Below are 17,629 nucleotides of genomic sequence, written 5' to 3' on the forward strand. Positions count from 1 at the left end.
CTGGCCGCATCGCCGTCCAGCTTACGTCACTTCCCGAGCCGCCCCCAACCACATGCCTCTTCACTCATAGAGCATGTCGGTTACGCATCGTGGCTTGACAACGCGCCCACCGCTTCGACCAAGGTCGAATCAGTCGCGACGCACCAGCAGGACCCCGCACTCGCAATGGTGGGTCCAGGGAAACTGGTCGAAGAGCGCGAAGCGCCGAATCTCGTGGGTGCGGGTCAGCGTCTCGAGATTCTCGGCCAGGGTCTCGGGATTGCATGAAATATAGACGATACGGTCATAGTCGCTGAGCTGTTGACAGCTCTCGTCATCGAGGCCGGCCCGCGGCGGGTCCACCAGCACGGTGGAGAAGGCGTAGTCGTCGAGGGCCATCTCGCTGACCCGGCGACCGCCCTTCTCGCCTTTCAGGGCCTGGGAGAACTCCTCGGCGGACATGCGCCCCACCTCGGCGTTGTCGATGCCGTTGGCCTCGAGGTTGATCCGTGCACTGGCCACCGAGGTGCGCGAGATCTCGGTGGCCAGCACCCGCCGGAAGTTGCCGGCGAGCGCCACGGTGAAGTTGCCGTTGCCGCAGTAGAGCTCCACCAGGTCGCCGTCCTGGCTGCCCTGGGTGACGTCCCGCGCCCAGGAGAGCATCGAGCGGCAGATCTCGGCGTTAGGCTGGGTGAAGCTGTTCTCCACCTGCTGGTAGACCAGCGACTCGTCGTCCACCGTCAGGCGCTCCCAGACGTGGTCGCGTTCCAGCACCAGGCGCTGCTTGCGGGCGCGGCCGATGATCATGATGCCGAGCGCCTCCTGCAGGGCACGGGCCTCGGCCTCCCAGGCCTCATCGAGACGGCGATGGTAGATCAGCGTCACCAGCGCCTCGCCGGTGAGAGTGGTGAGGAACTCGACCTGAAACAGGCGGCGGCGCAGCAGGTCGTTGTCGCGGATCGCGTCGAGCAGGCGCGGCATGAGGTCGTTGATCTGCCGGCTGGCCACCGGATAGTCATCGAGGCGCACGACCGTCTTCTTCTTCGGGTCCTCGGGATCCACCTCGAACATGGCGTAGAAGAGATCGTCCCCCTCGTGCCAGAGGCGGAACTCGCAGCGCTGGCGATAGTGGCTCGGCGGCGAGGGAAAGACTGCAAGCGACGGCGGTGCGAAGCGTGCGAAGTCGCGGATGATGCGCTCGCGCTTGGCCTCGAGCTGCTGGTCATAGCGGGCGGGGTCGACGACGGGAATGGCCACGGCGGCTCCTGTAGTAAGGGTCAGTGATGATAAGTGATGAATAGGGGGCGGTGAGCCTACAGCGAACGCGGGTGATTCAGCCCGGCTGCAGCCACCTTGGCGGGGCGAAGCCGAAGGCGGCAAGCCCCTTGCCCAGGCGCTCGTCGAGGGCCGTGGCGTAGCTCGGTCCGGCGGCCTGGCAGCGATCGGGGGCCGTCACCACCTGGGCCACGCGGCGCGCAATGGCCTCCCCGGAGTCGACCCAGGCCACCTCACGGGGGGCTGCCTCGGCAAGCCAGCGGCGCAGCAGCGGGAAGTGGGTGCAGCCCAGCACCACGGTGTCCAGGGGCGGCACTTCGACGGCCGACGCCTCCCAAAGCGGCGCGAGGGCTCGCCCGATCGCCACGCGGTCCGGGACTTCCCCGACCACCAGGCGCTCCGCCTCGCCCACCAGGGCATCGGCCGCGAGCCGGGTGACGCGGCAGTCGGCCGCGAAATCCTGGATCAGCCGCAGGGTATAGGGGCGTGACACGGTGGCGCTGGTCGCCAGCAGGCCGATGTGGCGTGTCCGGCTCACCGAGGCGGCCGGCTTGATGGCCGGCACGGTCCCGATCACGGGAATGGTCAGGCACTCGCGCAGCGCATCCAGCGCCAGGGTACTGGCCGTGTTGCAGGCCACCACCAGCGCCCGACAGCCGCTGGCCGCCACCGCCGCCTGGCAGACGGACCGAATCCGCTGCACCAGCCAGGCATCCTCGCGTCGCCCGTAGGGCAGCATGGCATTATCACAGGCGTAGGCCAGGGCGACGCCGGGCAGCCGGTGGCGCAGCGCCTGCACCACCGACAGACCGCCCACGCCGGAATCGAAGACCAGGATCGGAGCTACCATCGACCGAGCGTCCCTGCCAGGGGCGACGTCGGCGACGGGAGGAACAGCGATGGGACGTGCGCGAGACAAGGGGGCATGATCGGGGAGTGACCGCGGGCGATGCCGGGCATTCTACCCCAGAGTCGCGGCCGAGCCGAAGGGGCGAGGCTCCCTGGCGTGATTCACGAGCGCCCAAACGCTTTCGTTCGTAGCCGAGTGGACGCACGATGACGGGGCTCCGTCCATGGAGGCCCCGCGTGAATGGTCGGACTCAGGTCTGAGGGACGGGGGCGTCGCGCAGCTCGTGATAGAGCTCGGGATAGGCCTCTTCCAGGCGCGCGACATGGTCCTGGGCGCCTTCCGGCAGGGCCTCTGCCAGGGCCTTGAAGTCCTCGTCGTTGAAGTTCTCGCGGATCAGCGGGAAGAGCTGTTCACGCTCTTCCCTGAGATAAGCGCGGTGGCTCTCCAGGTAAGACTTGAGGTCCTCGGCGAACTTGTCCATGGGCACGACCGAATCCATGAGAATCATGTCGAGATCGTTGGAGAGGCGGTTCAGCCGAGCCTTCAACGAGCGATAATCCTTGGCGAGCTGCTCGGTGACCTCGGCACTCGACGGATCCAGCTCCTTGAGCCGCTCGCTGCAGACCTTCTCGAGGGGCCGGGTAAAACCCTCCTGGTAATCGAGGATGTAGTCCACGACCTCTCTGACCAGCTGGAAGTTGGGGCGCGCGCCCTGGGCCAGGGTCTTCTGCTTGAGCTGCAGAACGTGCAACATGCGCGCCATGTTGGCATGATCCTGACGCAACTGGTTCAGCTTGGGCATGTCGGCGGTCTCCTCCATGGCGATATGGGATACGAGCGGTGGATCAGAGAGCGGTGGTGCTGACAATGATGCCTAGGATGTTCTTCAGCGTTGGATTCGCCCCGGCACGTCAGGTTCACCGGGCGTAACGTGCACCAATAAAACGACCTGCCTCAGGCTAGTCCCCCGGGGCGAATCTTGCCTCTCATCCAGGGTCGTATTGCCTGCGATGACACATCCACTCTATCAGCCATGCGCCAAGGAGTCAGACATGGATCTCTTCCAGCGCCACGCCCCGGACGATGCGGCCCCCCTGGCCTTTCGCATGCGTCCGCGCCGCCTCGAGGACTACGTGGGCCAGCAGGCGCTGGTGGGTCCTGGCAAGCCATTGGCGCGCATGGCCGAGAGCGGGGTGGTGCGCTCGATGATCCTCTGGGGGCCTCCCGGCACCGGCAAGACCACCCTGGCCGAGATCCTCGCCGAGGTCTCCGGTGCTCACCTGGAGCACCTCTCGGCGGTGATGGCCGGGGTCAAGGAGATTCGCGCCGCGGTCGATCGCGCCCGCGACTTCCAGGCCCGGGAGCGCCCCACCCTGCTGTTTCTCGACGAGATCCACCGTCTCAACAAGAGCCAGCAGGACGCCCTGCTGCCCCATGTGGAATCGGGGCTGCTGACGCTGATCGGTGCCACCACCGAGAACCCTTCCTTCGAGGTCAACTCGGCGCTGCTCTCGCGGGCCCGGGTCCACGTCCTCAAGTCGCTCACCGAGGCCGAGCTCGTGGAGGTCATGCAGCGAGCGCTGAATGATGAGACGCGCGGCCTGGGCGCCCGACGGATCCAGGTGAACGATGAGGTGCTGGCGATACTGGCCCGCGCCGCCGCCGGCGATGCCCGACGGGCGCTGGGCCTGCTGGAGACCGCCTGCGACTTCACGCTGGCCGAGGGGAGCGGCGAGCGCTTGCCCCGCGAGGCGCTGGAGGACGTGATCGGCCACACCGCCAGCGCCTTCGACAAGCAGGGCGATCACTACTATGACCTGCTCTCGGCGATCCACAAGTCGATCCGCTCCTCGCGCCCCGACGCCGCCCTGCTCTACATCGCCCGCTTCATGCAGGGTGGCGGCGACCCGCTGGACGTGATCCGTCGCCTGACGGCCATCGCCTCGGAGGACGTCGGCAACGCCGACCCGCGCGCCCTGCCGCTGGTCATGTCGGCCTGGGATGCCTACCTGCGCCTGGGCGACTACGAGGGCCAGCGCGCCATTGCCCACGCCGCCATCCATCTGGCGGTGGCCCCGAAGAGCAACGCCATCGATCGCGCCTGGAAGCAGGCCAAGGATCTGGCGGCCTCGCAGCCGCGGCTCGAGGTACCCACCTACCTGCGCAACGCCCCGACCAAGCTGATGGAGTCGCTGGGCCACGGCGAGGGTTATCGCTACGCGCACAGCGAGCCCGACGGCTATCCGGCCGGCAGCGCCCACGACTGCTGGCCCGACGAGGTGCCCCACCGCCCGCTCTATCACCCCACCAGCCACGGCCAGGAGAAGCGCTACGCCCAGATCATGGCCTGGCGGGCGCAGCGGGACGCCGAGGCGGACGACGCCGGCGGGTAACGCCGGCGGGTAACGCCGGCGGCGATCGGGCGCCGCGCAAATGAAGACCCCCGCCGGAGGTGAGTGCCGGCGGGGGTCTTCGGTAGCGCTATCGGGCTTGCGCGTTACTGCGTCGAGCGGATCACATCGGTGCCCGCGGGGATATCGAAAGCGAAGCGGCTTTCGTCCACCCCCTCGTTCATGCGCACGTTATCGAAGCCGATGGCGGTGCGCTGACCGGTGCTGTCGGTCATCTGCAGCATGTCCAGCGCCTCGCCGCGGAAGGTCATCTTCAGCTCCTCGAACAGGGTGTCGGGATCCTTCGGCGCCAGGATAAAGGTCTCGCTGGCCCCCTGCTGCTGACGGGTAACCTCGTAGCTGTCGGTCAGCTCGTCGGCGCTGCCGGAGAGCAGCAGGGCCGGGGTATGGGTCACGCGCTGATCGAGCGGCTGCACCGTGGCCTGCTCGAGGTCGGGGTCATAGAGGATCACCTCCTCACCACCGGAGACCACCAGCTGTTCATAGGGCGCCTCCACCTCCCAGCGGAACTTGCCGGGACGCGACAGCCACATGCGACCGCGCGCCTCCTGCAGGCGCTGGCCGCTGCCATCGAGGATCTGCTGCTCGAAGTCGGCCGCATAGGTCTCAAGCGGCTCGAGGATCGCCGCCAGGCGATCGGCGCCTTCACTGGCCAGGGCCGATATCGGCACGCAAAGCGTCACGGCCAGCGCGGCGAGGGTCTTATTCATGCTCATCGTCTCTGTCTCCCTGGACGGGTCCATCATGGCATCCTGACACTCGGACCGGACAAGCCCCGACGGGTTGCACGCCCGTCGCAGGCTTTCATCGTTGCTGCATGATTGCGGTGCATCAGTCGCCCACCGGGGGCGGCGCCAGCACCTCGCGGGCGCCGTTGGTGCCCATGGTGGAGACCACGCCGGCCATCTCCATCGACTCGACCAGGCGCGCCGCCCGGTTGTAGCCGATCTTGAAACGCCGCTGAACGGCCGAAATGGAGGCTCGCCGCGACTCCGTCACGAACTGCACCGCCTCGTCGTAGAGCGCGTCCTGCTCGGCATCGCCGTCGCCGCCGCTCCCCTCGGCCTCGAGCCCGGCCAGGGCCTCGGCGGAGACGCCGCCGGAGAGGATCTCGTCGATGTACTCCGGCTCGCCGCGGCGCTTCCAGTCCTCGACCACCCGATGTACCTCGTCGTCATCGACGAAGGCGCCGTGCACGCGGGTCGGCATGCCGGAGCCTGCGGGCAGGTAGAGCATGTCGCCGTGGCCCAGCAGGTTCTCGGCGCCGCCCTGATCGAGGATGGTGCGCGAATCGACCCGCGATGAGACCTGGAAGGCCATGCGGGTGGGGATGTTGGCCTTGATCAGGCCGGTCACCACGTCCACCGAGGGGCGCTGGGTGGCGAGAATCAGGTGGATGCCGGCGGCACGGGCCTTCTGCGCCAGGCGCGCGATCAGCTCCTCGACCTTCTTGCCGACGATCATGAACATGTCGGCAAACTCGTCGATCACCACCACGATGTAGGGCAGCTTCTCGAGCACCGGCGGGGCCTGGTGCATCTCCCAGGGCTGCGGTTCCCACAGCGGGTCGGCCACCTGGGCGCCGGCCCGCTCGGCCTCGTCGAGCTTGGCGTTGAAGCCGGCGATGTTGCGCACGCCCATGGCGGCCATCAGCTTGTAGCGCCGCTCCATCTCGGCGACGCACCAGCGCAGGGCGTTGGCCGCCTCCTTCATGTCGGTGACCACCGGCGCCAATAGATGAGGGATGCCGTCGTAGACCGACAGCTCCAGCATCTTGGGGTCGACCATGATCATGCGCACCTCGTCGGGCGTCGCCTTGAGCAACATCGAGATCAGCATGGCGTTGACGCCCACCGACTTGCCCGAGCCGGTGGTGCCGGCGACCAGCAGATGGGGCATCTTGCCGAGGTTGGCCACCACCGGGCCACCGCCAATGTCCTGACCCAGCGCCAGGGTCAGCGCCGAGGCCTCATGCTGGTAACTGTCGGAATCGATGACCTCGCGCAGGCGGATCATCGCCCGGTGCGGATTGGGGATCTCGATGCCCACGGTGGGCCGGCCAGGAATCACCTCGACCACCCGTACGCTCTTGACCATCAGGGAGCGCGCCAGGTCCTTGGCCAGGTTGCTGATCTTGGAGACCTTCACGCCCGCCGCCGGCTTGATCTCGAAACGCGTGATCACCGGCCCCGGCCAGGTGTCGACCACCTCGGCGCGGACGCCGTATTCGCGCAGCCGCGTCTCGAGCAGCTCGGCCATCTCGGCGAGCTGCTGCTCGGAGTAGTTGCGCTGCTGGGGCTCCGGCGGCGTCAGCAGGCGCAGGTTCGGCAGCTCGCCATCGGGCTCCTGCAGATCGTCAAACATCGGCCGCTGGTTCTGCAGGTGCTCCACGGTCCACAGCGCCGGGCCCTCGGGCTCGTCGGCGGCCTCGCGCGCCTGCTCGGCACTCGCTACCCGGGGCGCATCGTCTTTCCGGGCAGGCGCGGCGTCGTCCACGCTCGGCTCGTCCTCCTGCTCGGCGGGCTCGGGGGGCGCCACGCCGGGATCGCGCCGGGGCGGCGCCTCGGCGGCATCGTGCGGCTCCTCGCGATCCGCTCGAGAGGCGTCGCGTGTCGCCTCGGGGTCTTCCCGAATCGCCTCGGGGGCTTCACGAACCGTATGAGAGGTGAGGAACGGCTCCGAGGCCTCCTCGTCGAACTCGGCGTCACCACTCTGCCAATCGGCGAGACGTGGCTCCTGTCGACGGGAATCGCGCGCGGGCGAGTGCGGCGAAGCCCCGGAGGAGGCGCGCGCCACGGGCGGCTCGTCGACGTCTTCGGCAGCGTCCTGAGTTTCTCTGCGCGAGGCGTCATGGGCGTCGATGGACGCATCGAGTACGCCGTCCAGACGCTCGTCGTCGCGGCACGCCCGCAGGGCCGGCCCCTGCCAGGCCGGCGTCACCTCGTCATCGTCGGGCAGCACCGGCTCGGGAATCGTCTCCGGCCGGCGCCGCGCGCCCGGCGCCTCGGCGTCATGGCCACCCGTATCGGGGCGCTCATCGAGCTCCCGGGGCTCGGCGGACGAACGCATCGCCTCGGCAGTGGGCTCGACTCGCGGCGCACGGGAACGCTCGGGCGCATCGACCTCGGCGGAGGCACGTGCGGGCGGCGAGTCGCGGCGAGACGTCTCGGGGCGTGGCGCCTCGAGGGGCGTAATATCGACCCGCGGCTCCTGCGCCATGCGCGCCGAGTAGGCGGCCTCTGGGCGCTTGGCCGACGGCGTGCGCTCGGGCACCTCCCAGGGGATATCGGTCTCACCGTCGTCGCCGAAGCCGGGATCGGTCGCCAGCGTCGGCGCGTCATCGCGGCGGCGGCCCAGCCGCCGCCACCAGGGAGGCCGCTCGTCGGTCTCTTCGGGGCTTGCGGACGGCGCCTCGGCATCCCTTGTCTCGCGGGTCTGCTGGTCGAGGTCACGCCGCTCGGCGCGGCGCTCCCGCGACAGCCCGAACCGGTCGACCACCCAGCGCCACCCCAGCAGGCCGCGACGGCCCAGCTCGTCCATCACCGTCAACCAGGAGAGACCGGTGAACAGGGGAAAACCACAGAGCATGGCCGCCACGGAGAGCAGGCCGGTGCCGCCCGCGCCCACTAGGGGCAGCAGCGCACCGACCAGGCCCTCCCCGAGGATGCCGCCCGTCGAGTAGGGCAAGGGGCCATCGGGGCGGTAGAAGTGCAGCGCCCCCAGGGTGGTGGTGCCCAGCAAAAGCAGCACCAACCCACCGCAGCGCACCGCCAGGGCAGTGGGATCCCACTCGAAGCGCACCTGACGCGAACGGATCAGCCACCAGGCGGCGAACCCCAGCATGCCCGGCCACCATAAGGCGCTGACACCGAACAGCGAGTAGAGCACATCGGCGAGCCAGGCGCCGAAGGCGCCCATCCAGTTGGCGACCTCGGTCTCCGGGCCGCTGCTCGACCAGCCGGGGTCGTCCCTACGGAAGCTGTAGAGCGCCAGCAACAGGAACACGCAGGCGGCCAGCAGGATGATCACCACGCCCTCGCGAGTCGCCCCCTGCAGCCGCAGGCCGACGCGCCTGGCCTTCTCCCTGGCATTCGCCGCCGCCTCACGACGCGACGAGGACCTTTTCTTGACACTCAAGCGGCCACCTCCCTTGCGCCCACATGGCGTATTGCGGATGTCATGGCATCAATCATACCGAGCAAGCGCTCACCATCACAGGGGCCGGCATGCCTTGAGCCCTGCTCCGCGGCGCGGCAGACTGAACGAGCCGTCAATGAGGAAGAGGCCCCATGCTGCCCTGGCTACCCGCGCACGCCGTACAATTTCCCCCCGTCGAGTCAGCGCTGCGCGATCCCGACGGCCTGCTGGCCGCGGGCGGCGCCCTGACCCCGGCCTGGCTGCTGGCCGCCTATCGCCACGGTATCTTCCCCTGGTTCGGCGATGATCAACCGATCCTCTGGTGGAGCCCGGACCCGCGCATGGTGCTGGTGCCCGGCGAGATCCGCGTGCGGCGAAGCCTCGCCAAGCGGCTGCGCAACGCTGGATTCACGATAACCGCCGACCGCGCCTTCGAGGCGGTGATGGTGGCCTGCGCGGCCCCGCGTGACGACCAGCCGGGCACCTGGATCACCGACGAGATGCGCACGGCCTACGGGCAGCTGCACGCGCTCGGGGCGGCCCACTCCGTGGAGGTATGGCGCGACGATGCTCTGGTCGGCGGTCTCTACGGCATCGCGCTGGGGCCGGTGTTCTTCGGCGAGTCGATGTTCTCCCGAGAGCCCGACGCCTCCAAGGTCGCCCTGGTACAGCTGGCCCGAGTCATGGCCGCCGGCGACGGTCGACTGATCGACTGCCAGATGCACACCGATCACCTGGCGAGCCTGGGCGCACGAGACATCGCCCGCCGAGAGTTCATCGACTATCTTGATCAGTGGCTGGGTGAACCCGCGCATGACCGTCGGCAAGCGGAGGCGATCGCGCCGGCCCCCAATTGGTCCTTCGAGACGATCGGCACCGTAGGATGACCGGGCCGGGGATTCGCGCGAGCAAGACGCAGAGGAGACGGCAGCTTTGAGCAGCAACGCCCCCCGACAGCCGGTCAGGGACCTGCGCTTCTTTCTGACCGTACCTCACGCCTGCAGCTACCTGGCGGGCCGTGAGGCAACCACGCTATTCCTCGACCCCCAGGAGGCGCCGAGCCGAGGCGTTTACGACGCCCTGGCGCTGCTCGGCTTTCGTCGCAGCGGCCGCCATCTCTACCGACCCCACTGCGATACCTGCAACGCCTGCATCTCGGTGCGCATCCCGGTGGAGGCGTTCTCACCGAGTCGTACCCAGCGCAAGCTGCTGAACCGCAACGCCGACCTCAGCCTGCACGTGCGCCCAGCCCTCTTCGATCCCGAGCACTATGCCCTCTATGCGCACTACGTCAGGACCCGCCATGCCGATGGCGACATGTACCCGCCGAGCCACGAGCAGTACCGCACCTTCCTGACCCTCGACCAGCCCTATGCCCGACTGCTGGAGTTTCGCCTCGACGGGCGACTGGTGGCCGTTTCGGCCTTCGATCAGCTCGAGCACGGCCTCTCGGCCATCTACACGTTCTTCGATCCCGCGCCCGAACTGGAGCGGCGCTCCCTGGGCACCCTGGCCGTCTTATCACTGGTCCTGCGCGCCCACGAGCTGGGGCTGCCGCATGTCTATCTCGGCTACTGGATCCGCGAGTGTCGCAAGATGGCCTACAAGCAGAGCTTCCAGCCGCTGGAGATGCTCGACGGTCGCCACTGGCGGCGCCTGATCACCACGCAATAGGCGCAATCGAACCAGGGTTCCTTTGCCATGACGAGCGGCATGCGGCACAATATCGCGCTATCCTGTCGGCACGGGTGGCCCTGCCGCGACACCGCGCCGCCCGTTTTTTGTCATCATCAGCGAGGAACCGCCTATATGGCACGTGAAGACCATATCGAAATGGAAGGCGTCGTCGTCGATACCCTTCCCAACACTACGTTCCGCGTCGAACTCGAGAACGGCCACGTGGTGACCGCCCATATCTCCGGCAAGATGCGCAAGCACTACATTCGCATCCTCACCGGCGACAAGGTCAAGGTCGAACTGACTCCCTACGACCTGTCCAAGGGCCGCATCGTCTACCGCGCCCGCTGAGCGCCGATCGGGCCACCAGGCCCGGGCGCCGCTCGAGTGTCGTCCGCCTTCGCGTCCGCCACCTCCTCCCGCATCACGCCCGAACGAACAACGCCCCGTCCGAAGACAGGGCGCTGTGATGGTTTGGCCGACTGATGGTTTAGCCGACCTGGCTTTCCTCAGGGCGCGTCGGCCAGCTCCGACTCCGTGGCCAGGTGCAGATCGCCGGCTTCCACGCTGACGTGCACCACGCCACCGTGCTCGGCGAGCTCGCCGAACAGGATCAGCTCGGCCAGCGGCTTCTTGAGCTTCTCCTGAATCAGGCGAGCCATCGGGCGTGCCCCCATGTCGGGATCGTAGCCCTTCTCGGCCAGCCACTCCCGCGCCGCATCGTCCACGTCCAGCTGGACACGCTTCTCGTCGAGTTGCGCCTGCAGCTCCACCAGGAACTTGTCGACCACGTTGCGTACCACCGAGGTGGGCAGGGCGTGGAACTGGATGATGCCGTCCAGGCGGTTGCGGAACTCCGGCGAGAAGGTCTTGCGGATCACCTCCATGGCATCGGTGGAGTGGTCCTGGCTCTGGAAGCCGATGGAGCGCCGCGTGGCCTGCTCGACCCCGGCATTGGAGGTCATGATCAGGATCACGTGACGGAAATCCGCCTCGCGGCCGTTGTTGTCGGTCAGGCGGCCGTGATCCATGACCTGCAGCAGCAGGTTGAAGACCTCGGGGTGCGCCTTCTCGATCTCGTCGAGCAGCAGCACGCAGTGGGGCTGCTTGGTGATCGCCTCGGTGAGCAGCCCGCCCTGGTCGTAGCCGACGTAGCCGGGAGGCGCACCAATCAGCCGCGACACGGTGTGGCGCTCCATGTACTCGGACATGTCGAAGCGCACCAGCTCGATGCCCATGATGTGCGAGAGCTGGCGGGCCACCTCGGTCTTGCCGACCCCGGTGGGGCCGGCGAACAGGAAGCTGCCCACCGGCTTGTCCGGCGACTTGAGGCCGGCCCGCGACAGCTTGATCGCCGCGGCAAGGCTGTCGATGGCCTCGTCCTGGCCGAACACCAGCATCTTGAGATCGCGATCGATGTTGGCCAGCAGCTTGCGATCGGAGCTCGAGACGCTCTTCGGCGGAATCCGCGCGATGGAGGCCACCACGGCCTCGACCTGATCCACGTCGATGGTATCGACGCGCACCTCCGGCGGCAGCAGCCGCTGATGGGCGCCGGCCTCGTCGATCACGTCGATGGCCTTGTCGGGCAGGTGACGGTCGTTGATATAGCGATCAGACAGCCGTGACGCGCTCTCCAGGGCCGCATCGGTGTACTTCAGCTGGTGGTGCTCCTCGAAGCGCGAGCGCAGGCCCTTGAGGATCCGGGTGGTGTCCTCTACCGAGGGCGCCATCACGTCGACCTTCTGGAAGCGCCGAGCCAGGGCGCGATCCTTCTCGAAGATGCCGCGATACTCCTGGAAGGTGGTGGAGCCAATGCAGCGCAGCTCGCCCGAGGAGAGCAGCGGCTTGAGCAGGTTGGAGGCGTCCATCACCCCGCCGGAGGCGGCGCCCGCGCCGATCACCGTGTGGATCTCGTCGATGAACAGGATGGCATTGGGCTGCTTGCGCAGCTCGGCCAGCAGGTTCTTCAGGCGTTTCTCGAAGTCGCCGCGGTACTTGGTGCCGGCCAGCAGCGCGCCCATGTCCAGCGAATAGACCACGGCGTCGCTGATCACCTCGGGCACGTCCTCCTCGACGACGCGCTTGGCCAGCCCCTCGGCGATGGCGGTCTTGCCGACCCCGGCCTCGCCCACCAGCAGCGGGTTGTTCTTGCGGCGCCGCGCCAGGATCTGCACCACGCGCTCGAGTTCATGGTCGCGACCGATCAGCGGATCGATCTTGCCCATCCTCGCCTGCTCGTTGAGGTTGGTGGCGTAGCTGGTCAAGGGGTTGGAGCCCGTTTCGGCGCCCCCCTCCTCGGCCTCCTCGGCCTCGGGCGAGGGCGAAGACGGGCTCTGACCATGGCCGGCCACCTTGGAGATGCCGTGGGCGATGTAGTTGACGGCATCGACCCGCGCCACGTTCTGTTGCTTGAGGAAGTAGACCGCCTGGCTCTCCTGCTCGGAGAAGATCGCCACCAGCACGTTGGCGCCGGTGACCTCGCTCTTGCCGGACGACTGGACATGGAAGACCGCGCGCTGCAGCACGCGCTGGAACCCCAGGGTCGGCTGCGTCTCACGGTCAGACTGATCCTCGGGAATCAGCGGCGTGGTGGAATTGATGAAATCCTGCAGGTCGGACCGCAGCTTGTCGAGGTTGGCCCCGCAGGCGCGCAGCACGTCCGCCGCCGAGGCATTGTCGAGCAGTGCCAGCAGCAGGTGCTCCACGGTCATGAACTCGTGGCGCTTGGAGCGAGCCACGGTGAAGGCCGTGTTCAGGGTCAGTTCAAGTTCTTTACTCAGCATGGCAGTCCCCTTCTCGCCGCTCAGGGCTTCGCGTCGGATCGTTCATGGTCCGGCATCATCAACATTCGGGTACAAACGGTAGCGTTGCAAGTTCGGCCTCAACGCTTGACCGCCGCACTTCCTCCTCGACCATGCCACTCAGTCCGCCGCCTCGATGTCGCACAGCAGCGGATGCTGACACTCTCTTGCATATTGATTGACCTGATGGCTTTTGGTTTCCGCGATGTCGTGAGTAAAGACACCGCAGGTCGCCTTGCCTCGTGTATGGACGGTCAGCATGATCTGCACCGCCGCCTCGCTGTCCATATGGAAGAAGGTCTGCAGCACCTCGACCACGAACTCCATGGGCGTGAAGTCGTCATTGTGCAGCACTACCTTGTACATGGGAGGACGTGCCACCTCCGGGTCGGCAGGCTGCACCGCCAGATCGCCGTCCTCTTCCTCGGGTCGCCCGGTATCTTGCAGGCCGGGGGAATCCGGGCCCGGCGGTCGCGTCATGCCTCCTGACGGGAAGGCCTGCCACATTCGCGCTGTCACCTCATCATCTCTACTGAACATAAGAGCCACTATCCATCTCGACAAGCCGCGCGCGGCGATCATCTCAACCGTGATTGGACGCCACCGCGCCGGCAGGGTTCATCACCAACGCTGGTTTACGGGCTACACGAACGCAAAGGGCCCTCGTCCGCCTGGAGGCGGACGAGGGCCCGGGTCCGGCATCGCGTCCTACATCTTACATGTTATCGGCGACGGCCTGGCCGAACTCGGAACACTTGAGCAGCTTGGCATCGTCCATCTGGCGATGGAAGTCATAGGTGACCTCGCCCTTGGAGATGGCCTTCTCCATGCCCTTGAGCACCAGGTCGGCCGCCTCGACCCACCCCATGTGGCGCAGCATCATCTCGGCGGAGAGGATCAGCGAGCCCGGGTTGACCTTGTCCTGGCCGGCATACTTCGGCGCTGTGCCATGGGTAGCCTCGAACATGGCCACGGCGTCTGACAGGTTGGCGCCCGGCGCGATGCCGATGCCGCCCACTTCCGCCGCCAGGGCGTCGGAGAGGTAGTCGCCGTTCAGGTTCAGGGTGGCGATAACGTCATACTCGGCCGGACGCAGCAGGATCTGCTGCAGCATCGCATCGGCGATGACGTCCTTGATGACGATCTCCTTGCCGGTCTTCGGGTTCTTCATGGTCATCCAGGGGCCGCCGTCGAGAAGCTCGGCACCGAACTCCTCCTTGGCGAGCTCGTAGCCCCAGTCCTTGAAGGACCCCTCGGTGAATTTCATGATATTGCCCTTGTGCACCAGGGTCAGCGACTCACGGTCATTATCGATGGTGTACTGCAGGGCCTGACGGACCAGGCGCTTGGTGCCCTCGACGGAAACCGGCTTGACGCCGATGCCGCAGTTCTCGGGGAAACGGATGTTCTGGACACCCATCTCCTCGCGCAGGAACTTGATGACCTTGTCGGCTTCCGGGGTGCCGGCCTTCCACTCGATACCGGCGTAGATGTCCTCGGAGTTCTCGCGGAAGATCACCATGTCGACGTCGGCCGGTTTCTTGACCGGGCTCGGCACGCCCTCGAACCACCGCACCGGGCGCTGGCAGACGTAGAGGTCGAGCTTCTGACGCAGGGCGACGTTCAGGGAACGGATACCCCCGCCCACCGGCGTGGTCAGCGGCCCCTTGATGGAGACGACGTACTCCTTGACCGCCTCCAGGGTCTCTTCCGGCATCCAGGTGTCGGCATCGTAGACGTGGGTAGCCTTCTCGCCGGCATAAACCTCCATCCAGTGGATCTTGCGCTCGCCGTCATAGGCATGCTGCACGGCGGCATCGATGGCGATCTTCATGGCCGGCGTCACATCGACACCGATGCCGTCACCCTCGATGAACGGAATGATCGGATCGTTCGGCACGTTCAGGGTGTTGTCGGCGTTGACCGTGATCTTGTGGCCACCGTCGGGTACGACGATTTTCTGAAACCCCATGGAGATCTCCCCTGTCTGGTCTGTTCGGTAAAGGACGCCAACTATCATCGGCCCTCACCTCGGATTACGCTACGGTACTTTTGTCGACAATCTTGCTACACTCTCTCCCCGCTCGTCGGGGCGCTTCGCGCGCGCCCGCTCCACGCCATCGAAGTGACCAGAGAGATCAACGTCCCATGTCCCAGACGCCCAAGATTATCTACACGTTCACCGACGAAGCGCCTGCGCTGGCGACCCACTCGCTGCTACCGATCATCGACGCCTTCACCGATGCTGCCGGTATCGAGGTGGAAACTCGCGACATCTCCCTGGCGGCCCGCATCCTCTCGCTGTTTCCCGACTACCTGACCGCGGAGCAGCGCGTCGAGGATCACCTGGCCGAACTGGGCGCCCTGGCCAAGACGCCGGAAGCCAACATCATCAAGCTGCCCAACATCAGCGCCTCCATGCCGCAGCTTCACGAAGCCATCAAGGAGCTGCAGGGACAGGGCTACCCCCTGCCGGAATATCCCTACGAGCCAAAGAACGACGAAGAGCGTGACATCCAGGCGCGCTACGACAAGGTCAAGGGCAGCGCCGTCAACCCGGTGCTGCGTGAGGGCAACTCCGATCGCCGTGCACCGAAGGCCGTCAAGGCATACGCCCGCAAGTACCCCCATCACATGGGCGAGTGGAGCCAGGCCTCGCGCAGCCACGTCTCGCACATGCACGGCGGCGACTTCTACCACGGCGAGAAGTCGATGACCCTGGATCGCGCCCGCAAGGTCAAGATGGAGCTGATCACCGAGAGCGGCGAGGCGCACGTGCTCAAGCCCGAGGTCTCGCTGCAGTCAGGCGAGGTCATCGACAGCATGTTCATGAGCAAGAAGGCGCTGCTCGAGTTCTACGAGCGGGAAATCGAAGATGCCCGCCAGACCGGCGTGATGTTCTCCCTCCACGTCAAGGCGACGATGATGAAGGTCTCGCACCCCATCGTGTTCGGCCACTGCGTGAAGATCTTCTACAAGGACGCCTTCGAGAAGCACGGCGAGCTGTTCGACGAGCTGGGCGTCGACGTCAACAACGGCATGGCGAACCTCTACGAGAAGGTCGACACCCTGCCCGAGACCCAGCGCGAGGAGATCATCCGCGACCTGCACGCCTGCCATGACCAGCGTCCAGAACTGGCGATGGTCGACTCGGCGCGCGGCATCACCAACTTCCACTCGCCCAGCGACGTGATCGTGGACGCCTCGATGCCGGCCATGATTCGTGCCGGCGGCAAGATGTATGGCGCCGACGGCCGCCTCAAGGACGTCAAGGCGGTGATGCCGGAGTCGACCTTCGCGCGCATCTACCAGGAGATGATCAACTTCTGTAAGTGGAACGGCGCCTTCGACCCCGCCACCATGGGCACCGTGCCCAACGTCGGCCTGATGGCCCAGAAAGCCGAGGAGTATGGCTCCCACGACAAGACCTTCGAGGCCCCGGCGGACGGTGTCGCCAACATCACCGACCTGGAGACCGGCGAGGTGCTGCTCTCCCAGACCGTCGAAGAGGGCGACATCTGGCGGATGTGCCAGGTCAAGGACGCGCCGATCCGCGACTGGGTGAAACTGGCGGTAGAGCGCTGCCGCGACTCCGGCATGCCGGCCGTGTTCTGGCTCGATCCCTACCGCCCGCACGAGAATGAGCTGATCAAGAAGGTCAGGGCCTACCTCGCGGAGCACGATACCGAGGGTCTGGACATCCAGATCATGTCCCAGGTCAGGGCCATGCGCTACACCCTCGAGCGCGTCGTTCGCGGCCTCGACACCATCTCGGTGACCGGCAACATCCTGCGCGACTACCTCACCGACCTGTTTCCGATTCTGGAGCTCGGGACCAGCGCCAAGATGCTCTCCATCGTGCCACTGATGGCCGGTGGCGGCATGTTCGAGACCGGCGCTGGCGGCTCGGCGCCCAAGCACGTCCAGCAGCTCCTCGAGGAAAATCACCTGCGCTGGGACAGCCTCGGCGAGTTCCTCGCCATGGGGGCCTCCCTGGAGCATCTCGCCAAGACCTTCGACAACGCCCGGGCCGCCCTGATGGCCGAGGCGCTGGACAAGGCCACCGGCGAGTTCCTCGAGCACAACAAGTCGCCCTCCCGCAAGGCCGGCGAGCTGGACAACCGCGGCAGCCACTTCTACCTAGCCCTCTACTGGGCCCAGGCCCTGGCGGCTCAGGACGAGGACGCGGACCTCAAGGCACTCTTCGCTCGCCTGGCCGAGACGTTGATTGCCAACGAGGCGACCATCCTCGAGGAGCTCAACGGCGTGCAGGGACAGCCCGTGGACATCAAGGGCTACTACCATGCCGACGCCGAGCTGGCGCGTGACGTCATGCGTCCGAGCAAGACCCTGAACGACGCCCTGGCGCTGGTCGCCCAGGGCTGAAGGTAGCGTCCCGAAGCGTCCCGCCGCCCCTTGCGGGCGGCTCTCTCGGCTCCCGTCCGCCCCTTGGCGGAGGGGAGCCGTCGCGTTGTAGCATCAGGCATTACGCGGCG

13 protein-coding genes are annotated in these 17,629 nt (G+C 66.8%); 5 read left to right on the forward strand and 8 right to left on the reverse strand.

From position 1 onward, the window contains the following. Positions 1–129: 129 nt before the first annotated feature. The 3 genes from trmA to RSO68_RS04185 form a co-directional block, all read right to left on the reverse strand. Complete coding sequence (gene trmA / locus RSO68_RS04175; RefSeq protein ID WP_315585555.1) at positions 130–1,236, reverse strand: tRNA (uridine(54)-C5)-methyltransferase TrmA; 1,107 nt, start codon at positions 1,234–1,236, stop codon at positions 130–132. Positions 1,237–1,312: 76 nt separating this feature from the next. Then, entirely contained in the window at positions 1,313–2,104 is a 792-nt protein-coding gene (murI, locus tag RSO68_RS04180; protein WP_315585556.1) for a glutamate racemase, read from the reverse strand. A gap of 250 nt (positions 2,105–2,354) precedes the next feature. After that, positions 2,355–2,906 (reverse strand): hemerythrin domain-containing protein, encoded by a 552-nt coding sequence (locus tag RSO68_RS04185; RefSeq protein ID WP_089847880.1) that lies wholly within the window; start codon positions 2,904–2,906, stop codon positions 2,355–2,357. 250 nt (positions 2,907–3,156) lie between these two features. Here RSO68_RS04185 and RSO68_RS04190 point away from each other — a divergent pair, with 250 nt between their 5' ends. Continuing rightward, the gene (locus tag RSO68_RS04190; RefSeq protein WP_089847878.1) at positions 3,157–4,497 is read left to right on the forward strand and encodes a replication-associated recombination protein A; all 1,341 of its coding nucleotides are present in this window, start codon (positions 3,157–3,159) and stop codon (positions 4,495–4,497) included. A gap of 104 nt (positions 4,498–4,601) precedes the next feature. On the opposite strand, the gene lolA is transcribed toward RSO68_RS04190, so the two are convergent. Together lolA and RSO68_RS04200 are read right to left on the reverse strand one after the other, a co-directional pair. After that, entirely contained in the window at positions 4,602–5,231 is a 630-nt protein-coding gene (gene lolA / locus RSO68_RS04195; protein WP_315585557.1) for an outer membrane lipoprotein chaperone LolA, read from the reverse strand. Positions 5,232–5,346: 115 nt separating this feature from the next. Continuing rightward, positions 5,347–8,652 carry a DNA translocase FtsK gene (locus RSO68_RS04200; protein ID WP_315585558.1) on the reverse strand — a complete coding sequence of 1,102 codons (3,306 nt, stop codon included), beginning with the start codon at positions 8,650–8,652 and terminating at the stop codon, positions 5,347–5,349. A gap of 152 nt (positions 8,653–8,804) precedes the next feature. Here RSO68_RS04200 and aat point away from each other — a divergent pair, with 152 nt between their 5' ends. From aat to infA, 3 genes are all read left to right on the forward strand, one after another. Further along, positions 8,805–9,539, forward strand: a complete 735-nt coding sequence (gene aat, locus RSO68_RS04205) for a leucyl/phenylalanyl-tRNA--protein transferase (protein WP_089847872.1) — start codon at positions 8,805–8,807, stop codon at positions 9,537–9,539. A gap of 46 nt (positions 9,540–9,585) precedes the next feature. Beyond that, a complete protein-coding gene (locus tag RSO68_RS04210; RefSeq protein WP_315585559.1) occupies positions 9,586–10,326 on the forward strand; it encodes an arginyltransferase in 741 nt (246 codons plus the stop codon). A 135-nt stretch (positions 10,327–10,461) separates the two neighbouring features. Beyond that, positions 10,462–10,680: a translation initiation factor IF-1 gene (infA, locus tag RSO68_RS04215; RefSeq protein WP_089847867.1), complete on the forward strand. Its 219-nt coding sequence runs from the start codon at positions 10,462–10,464 to the stop codon at positions 10,678–10,680. Positions 10,681–10,838: 158 nt separating this feature from the next. Here the strand turns inward: infA and clpA are convergent, their stop codons facing one another. From clpA to icd, 3 genes are all read right to left on the reverse strand, one after another. Continuing rightward, positions 10,839–13,115, reverse strand: coding sequence for an ATP-dependent Clp protease ATP-binding subunit ClpA (gene clpA / locus RSO68_RS04220; RefSeq protein WP_089847865.1), 2,277 nt, complete (start codon positions 13,113–13,115; stop codon positions 10,839–10,841). Between the two features lie 138 nt (positions 13,116–13,253). Beyond that, on the reverse strand, positions 13,254–13,640 hold the full coding sequence (clpS, locus tag RSO68_RS04225; protein ID WP_390882377.1) for an ATP-dependent Clp protease adapter ClpS: 387 nt from the start codon (positions 13,638–13,640) through the stop codon (positions 13,254–13,256). A gap of 208 nt (positions 13,641–13,848) precedes the next feature. Further along, the gene (gene icd / locus RSO68_RS04230) at positions 13,849–15,105 is read right to left on the reverse strand and encodes an NADP-dependent isocitrate dehydrogenase (protein WP_315585560.1); all 1,257 of its coding nucleotides are present in this window, start codon (positions 15,103–15,105) and stop codon (positions 13,849–13,851) included. Between the two features lie 176 nt (positions 15,106–15,281). Between icd and RSO68_RS04235 the strand changes: the two genes are divergently transcribed. Next, positions 15,282–17,519, forward strand: a complete 2,238-nt coding sequence (locus RSO68_RS04235) for an NADP-dependent isocitrate dehydrogenase (RefSeq protein ID WP_315585561.1) — start codon at positions 15,282–15,284, stop codon at positions 17,517–17,519. The last annotated feature ends 110 nt before the right edge of the window (positions 17,520–17,629 follow it).

Origin of the sequence: Halomonas saccharevitans (genome assembly GCF_032333995.1) — a bacterium.
Lineage (GTDB): Bacteria > Pseudomonadota > Gammaproteobacteria > Pseudomonadales > Halomonadaceae > Halomonas > Halomonas saccharevitans.

What these genes read in the sequence shown, in the direction of transcription:
- murI (WP_315585556.1), bottom strand. Translation starts at nt 2,104, where the DNA reads ATGGTAGCTCCGATCCTGGTCTTCGATTCCGGCGTGGGCGGTCTGTCG.
- RSO68_RS04185 (WP_089847880.1), bottom strand. Translation starts at nt 2,906, where the DNA reads ATGCCCAAGCTGAACCAGTTGCGTCAGGATCATGCCAACATGGCGCGC.
- RSO68_RS04190 (WP_089847878.1), top strand. Translation starts at nt 3,157, where the DNA reads ATGGATCTCTTCCAGCGCCACGCCCCGGACGATGCGGCCCCCCTGGCC.
- lolA (WP_315585557.1), bottom strand. Translation starts at nt 5,231, where the DNA reads ATGAGCATGAATAAGACCCTCGCCGCGCTGGCCGTGACGCTTTGCGTG.
- aat (WP_089847872.1), top strand. Translation starts at nt 8,805, where the DNA reads ATGCTGCCCTGGCTACCCGCGCACGCCGTACAATTTCCCCCCGTCGAG.
- infA (WP_089847867.1), top strand. Translation starts at nt 10,462, where the DNA reads ATGGCACGTGAAGACCATATCGAAATGGAAGGCGTCGTCGTCGATACC.
- clpA (WP_089847865.1), bottom strand. Translation starts at nt 13,115, where the DNA reads ATGCTGAGTAAAGAACTTGAACTGACCCTGAACACGGCCTTCACCGTG.
- clpS (WP_390882377.1), bottom strand. Translation starts at nt 13,640, where the DNA reads ATGTGGCAGGCCTTCCCGTCAGGAGGCATGACGCGACCGCCGGGCCCG.
- icd (WP_315585560.1), bottom strand. Translation starts at nt 15,105, where the DNA reads ATGGGGTTTCAGAAAATCGTCGTACCCGACGGTGGCCACAAGATCACG.
- RSO68_RS04235 (WP_315585561.1), top strand. Translation starts at nt 15,282, where the DNA reads ATGTCCCAGACGCCCAAGATTATCTACACGTTCACCGACGAAGCGCCT.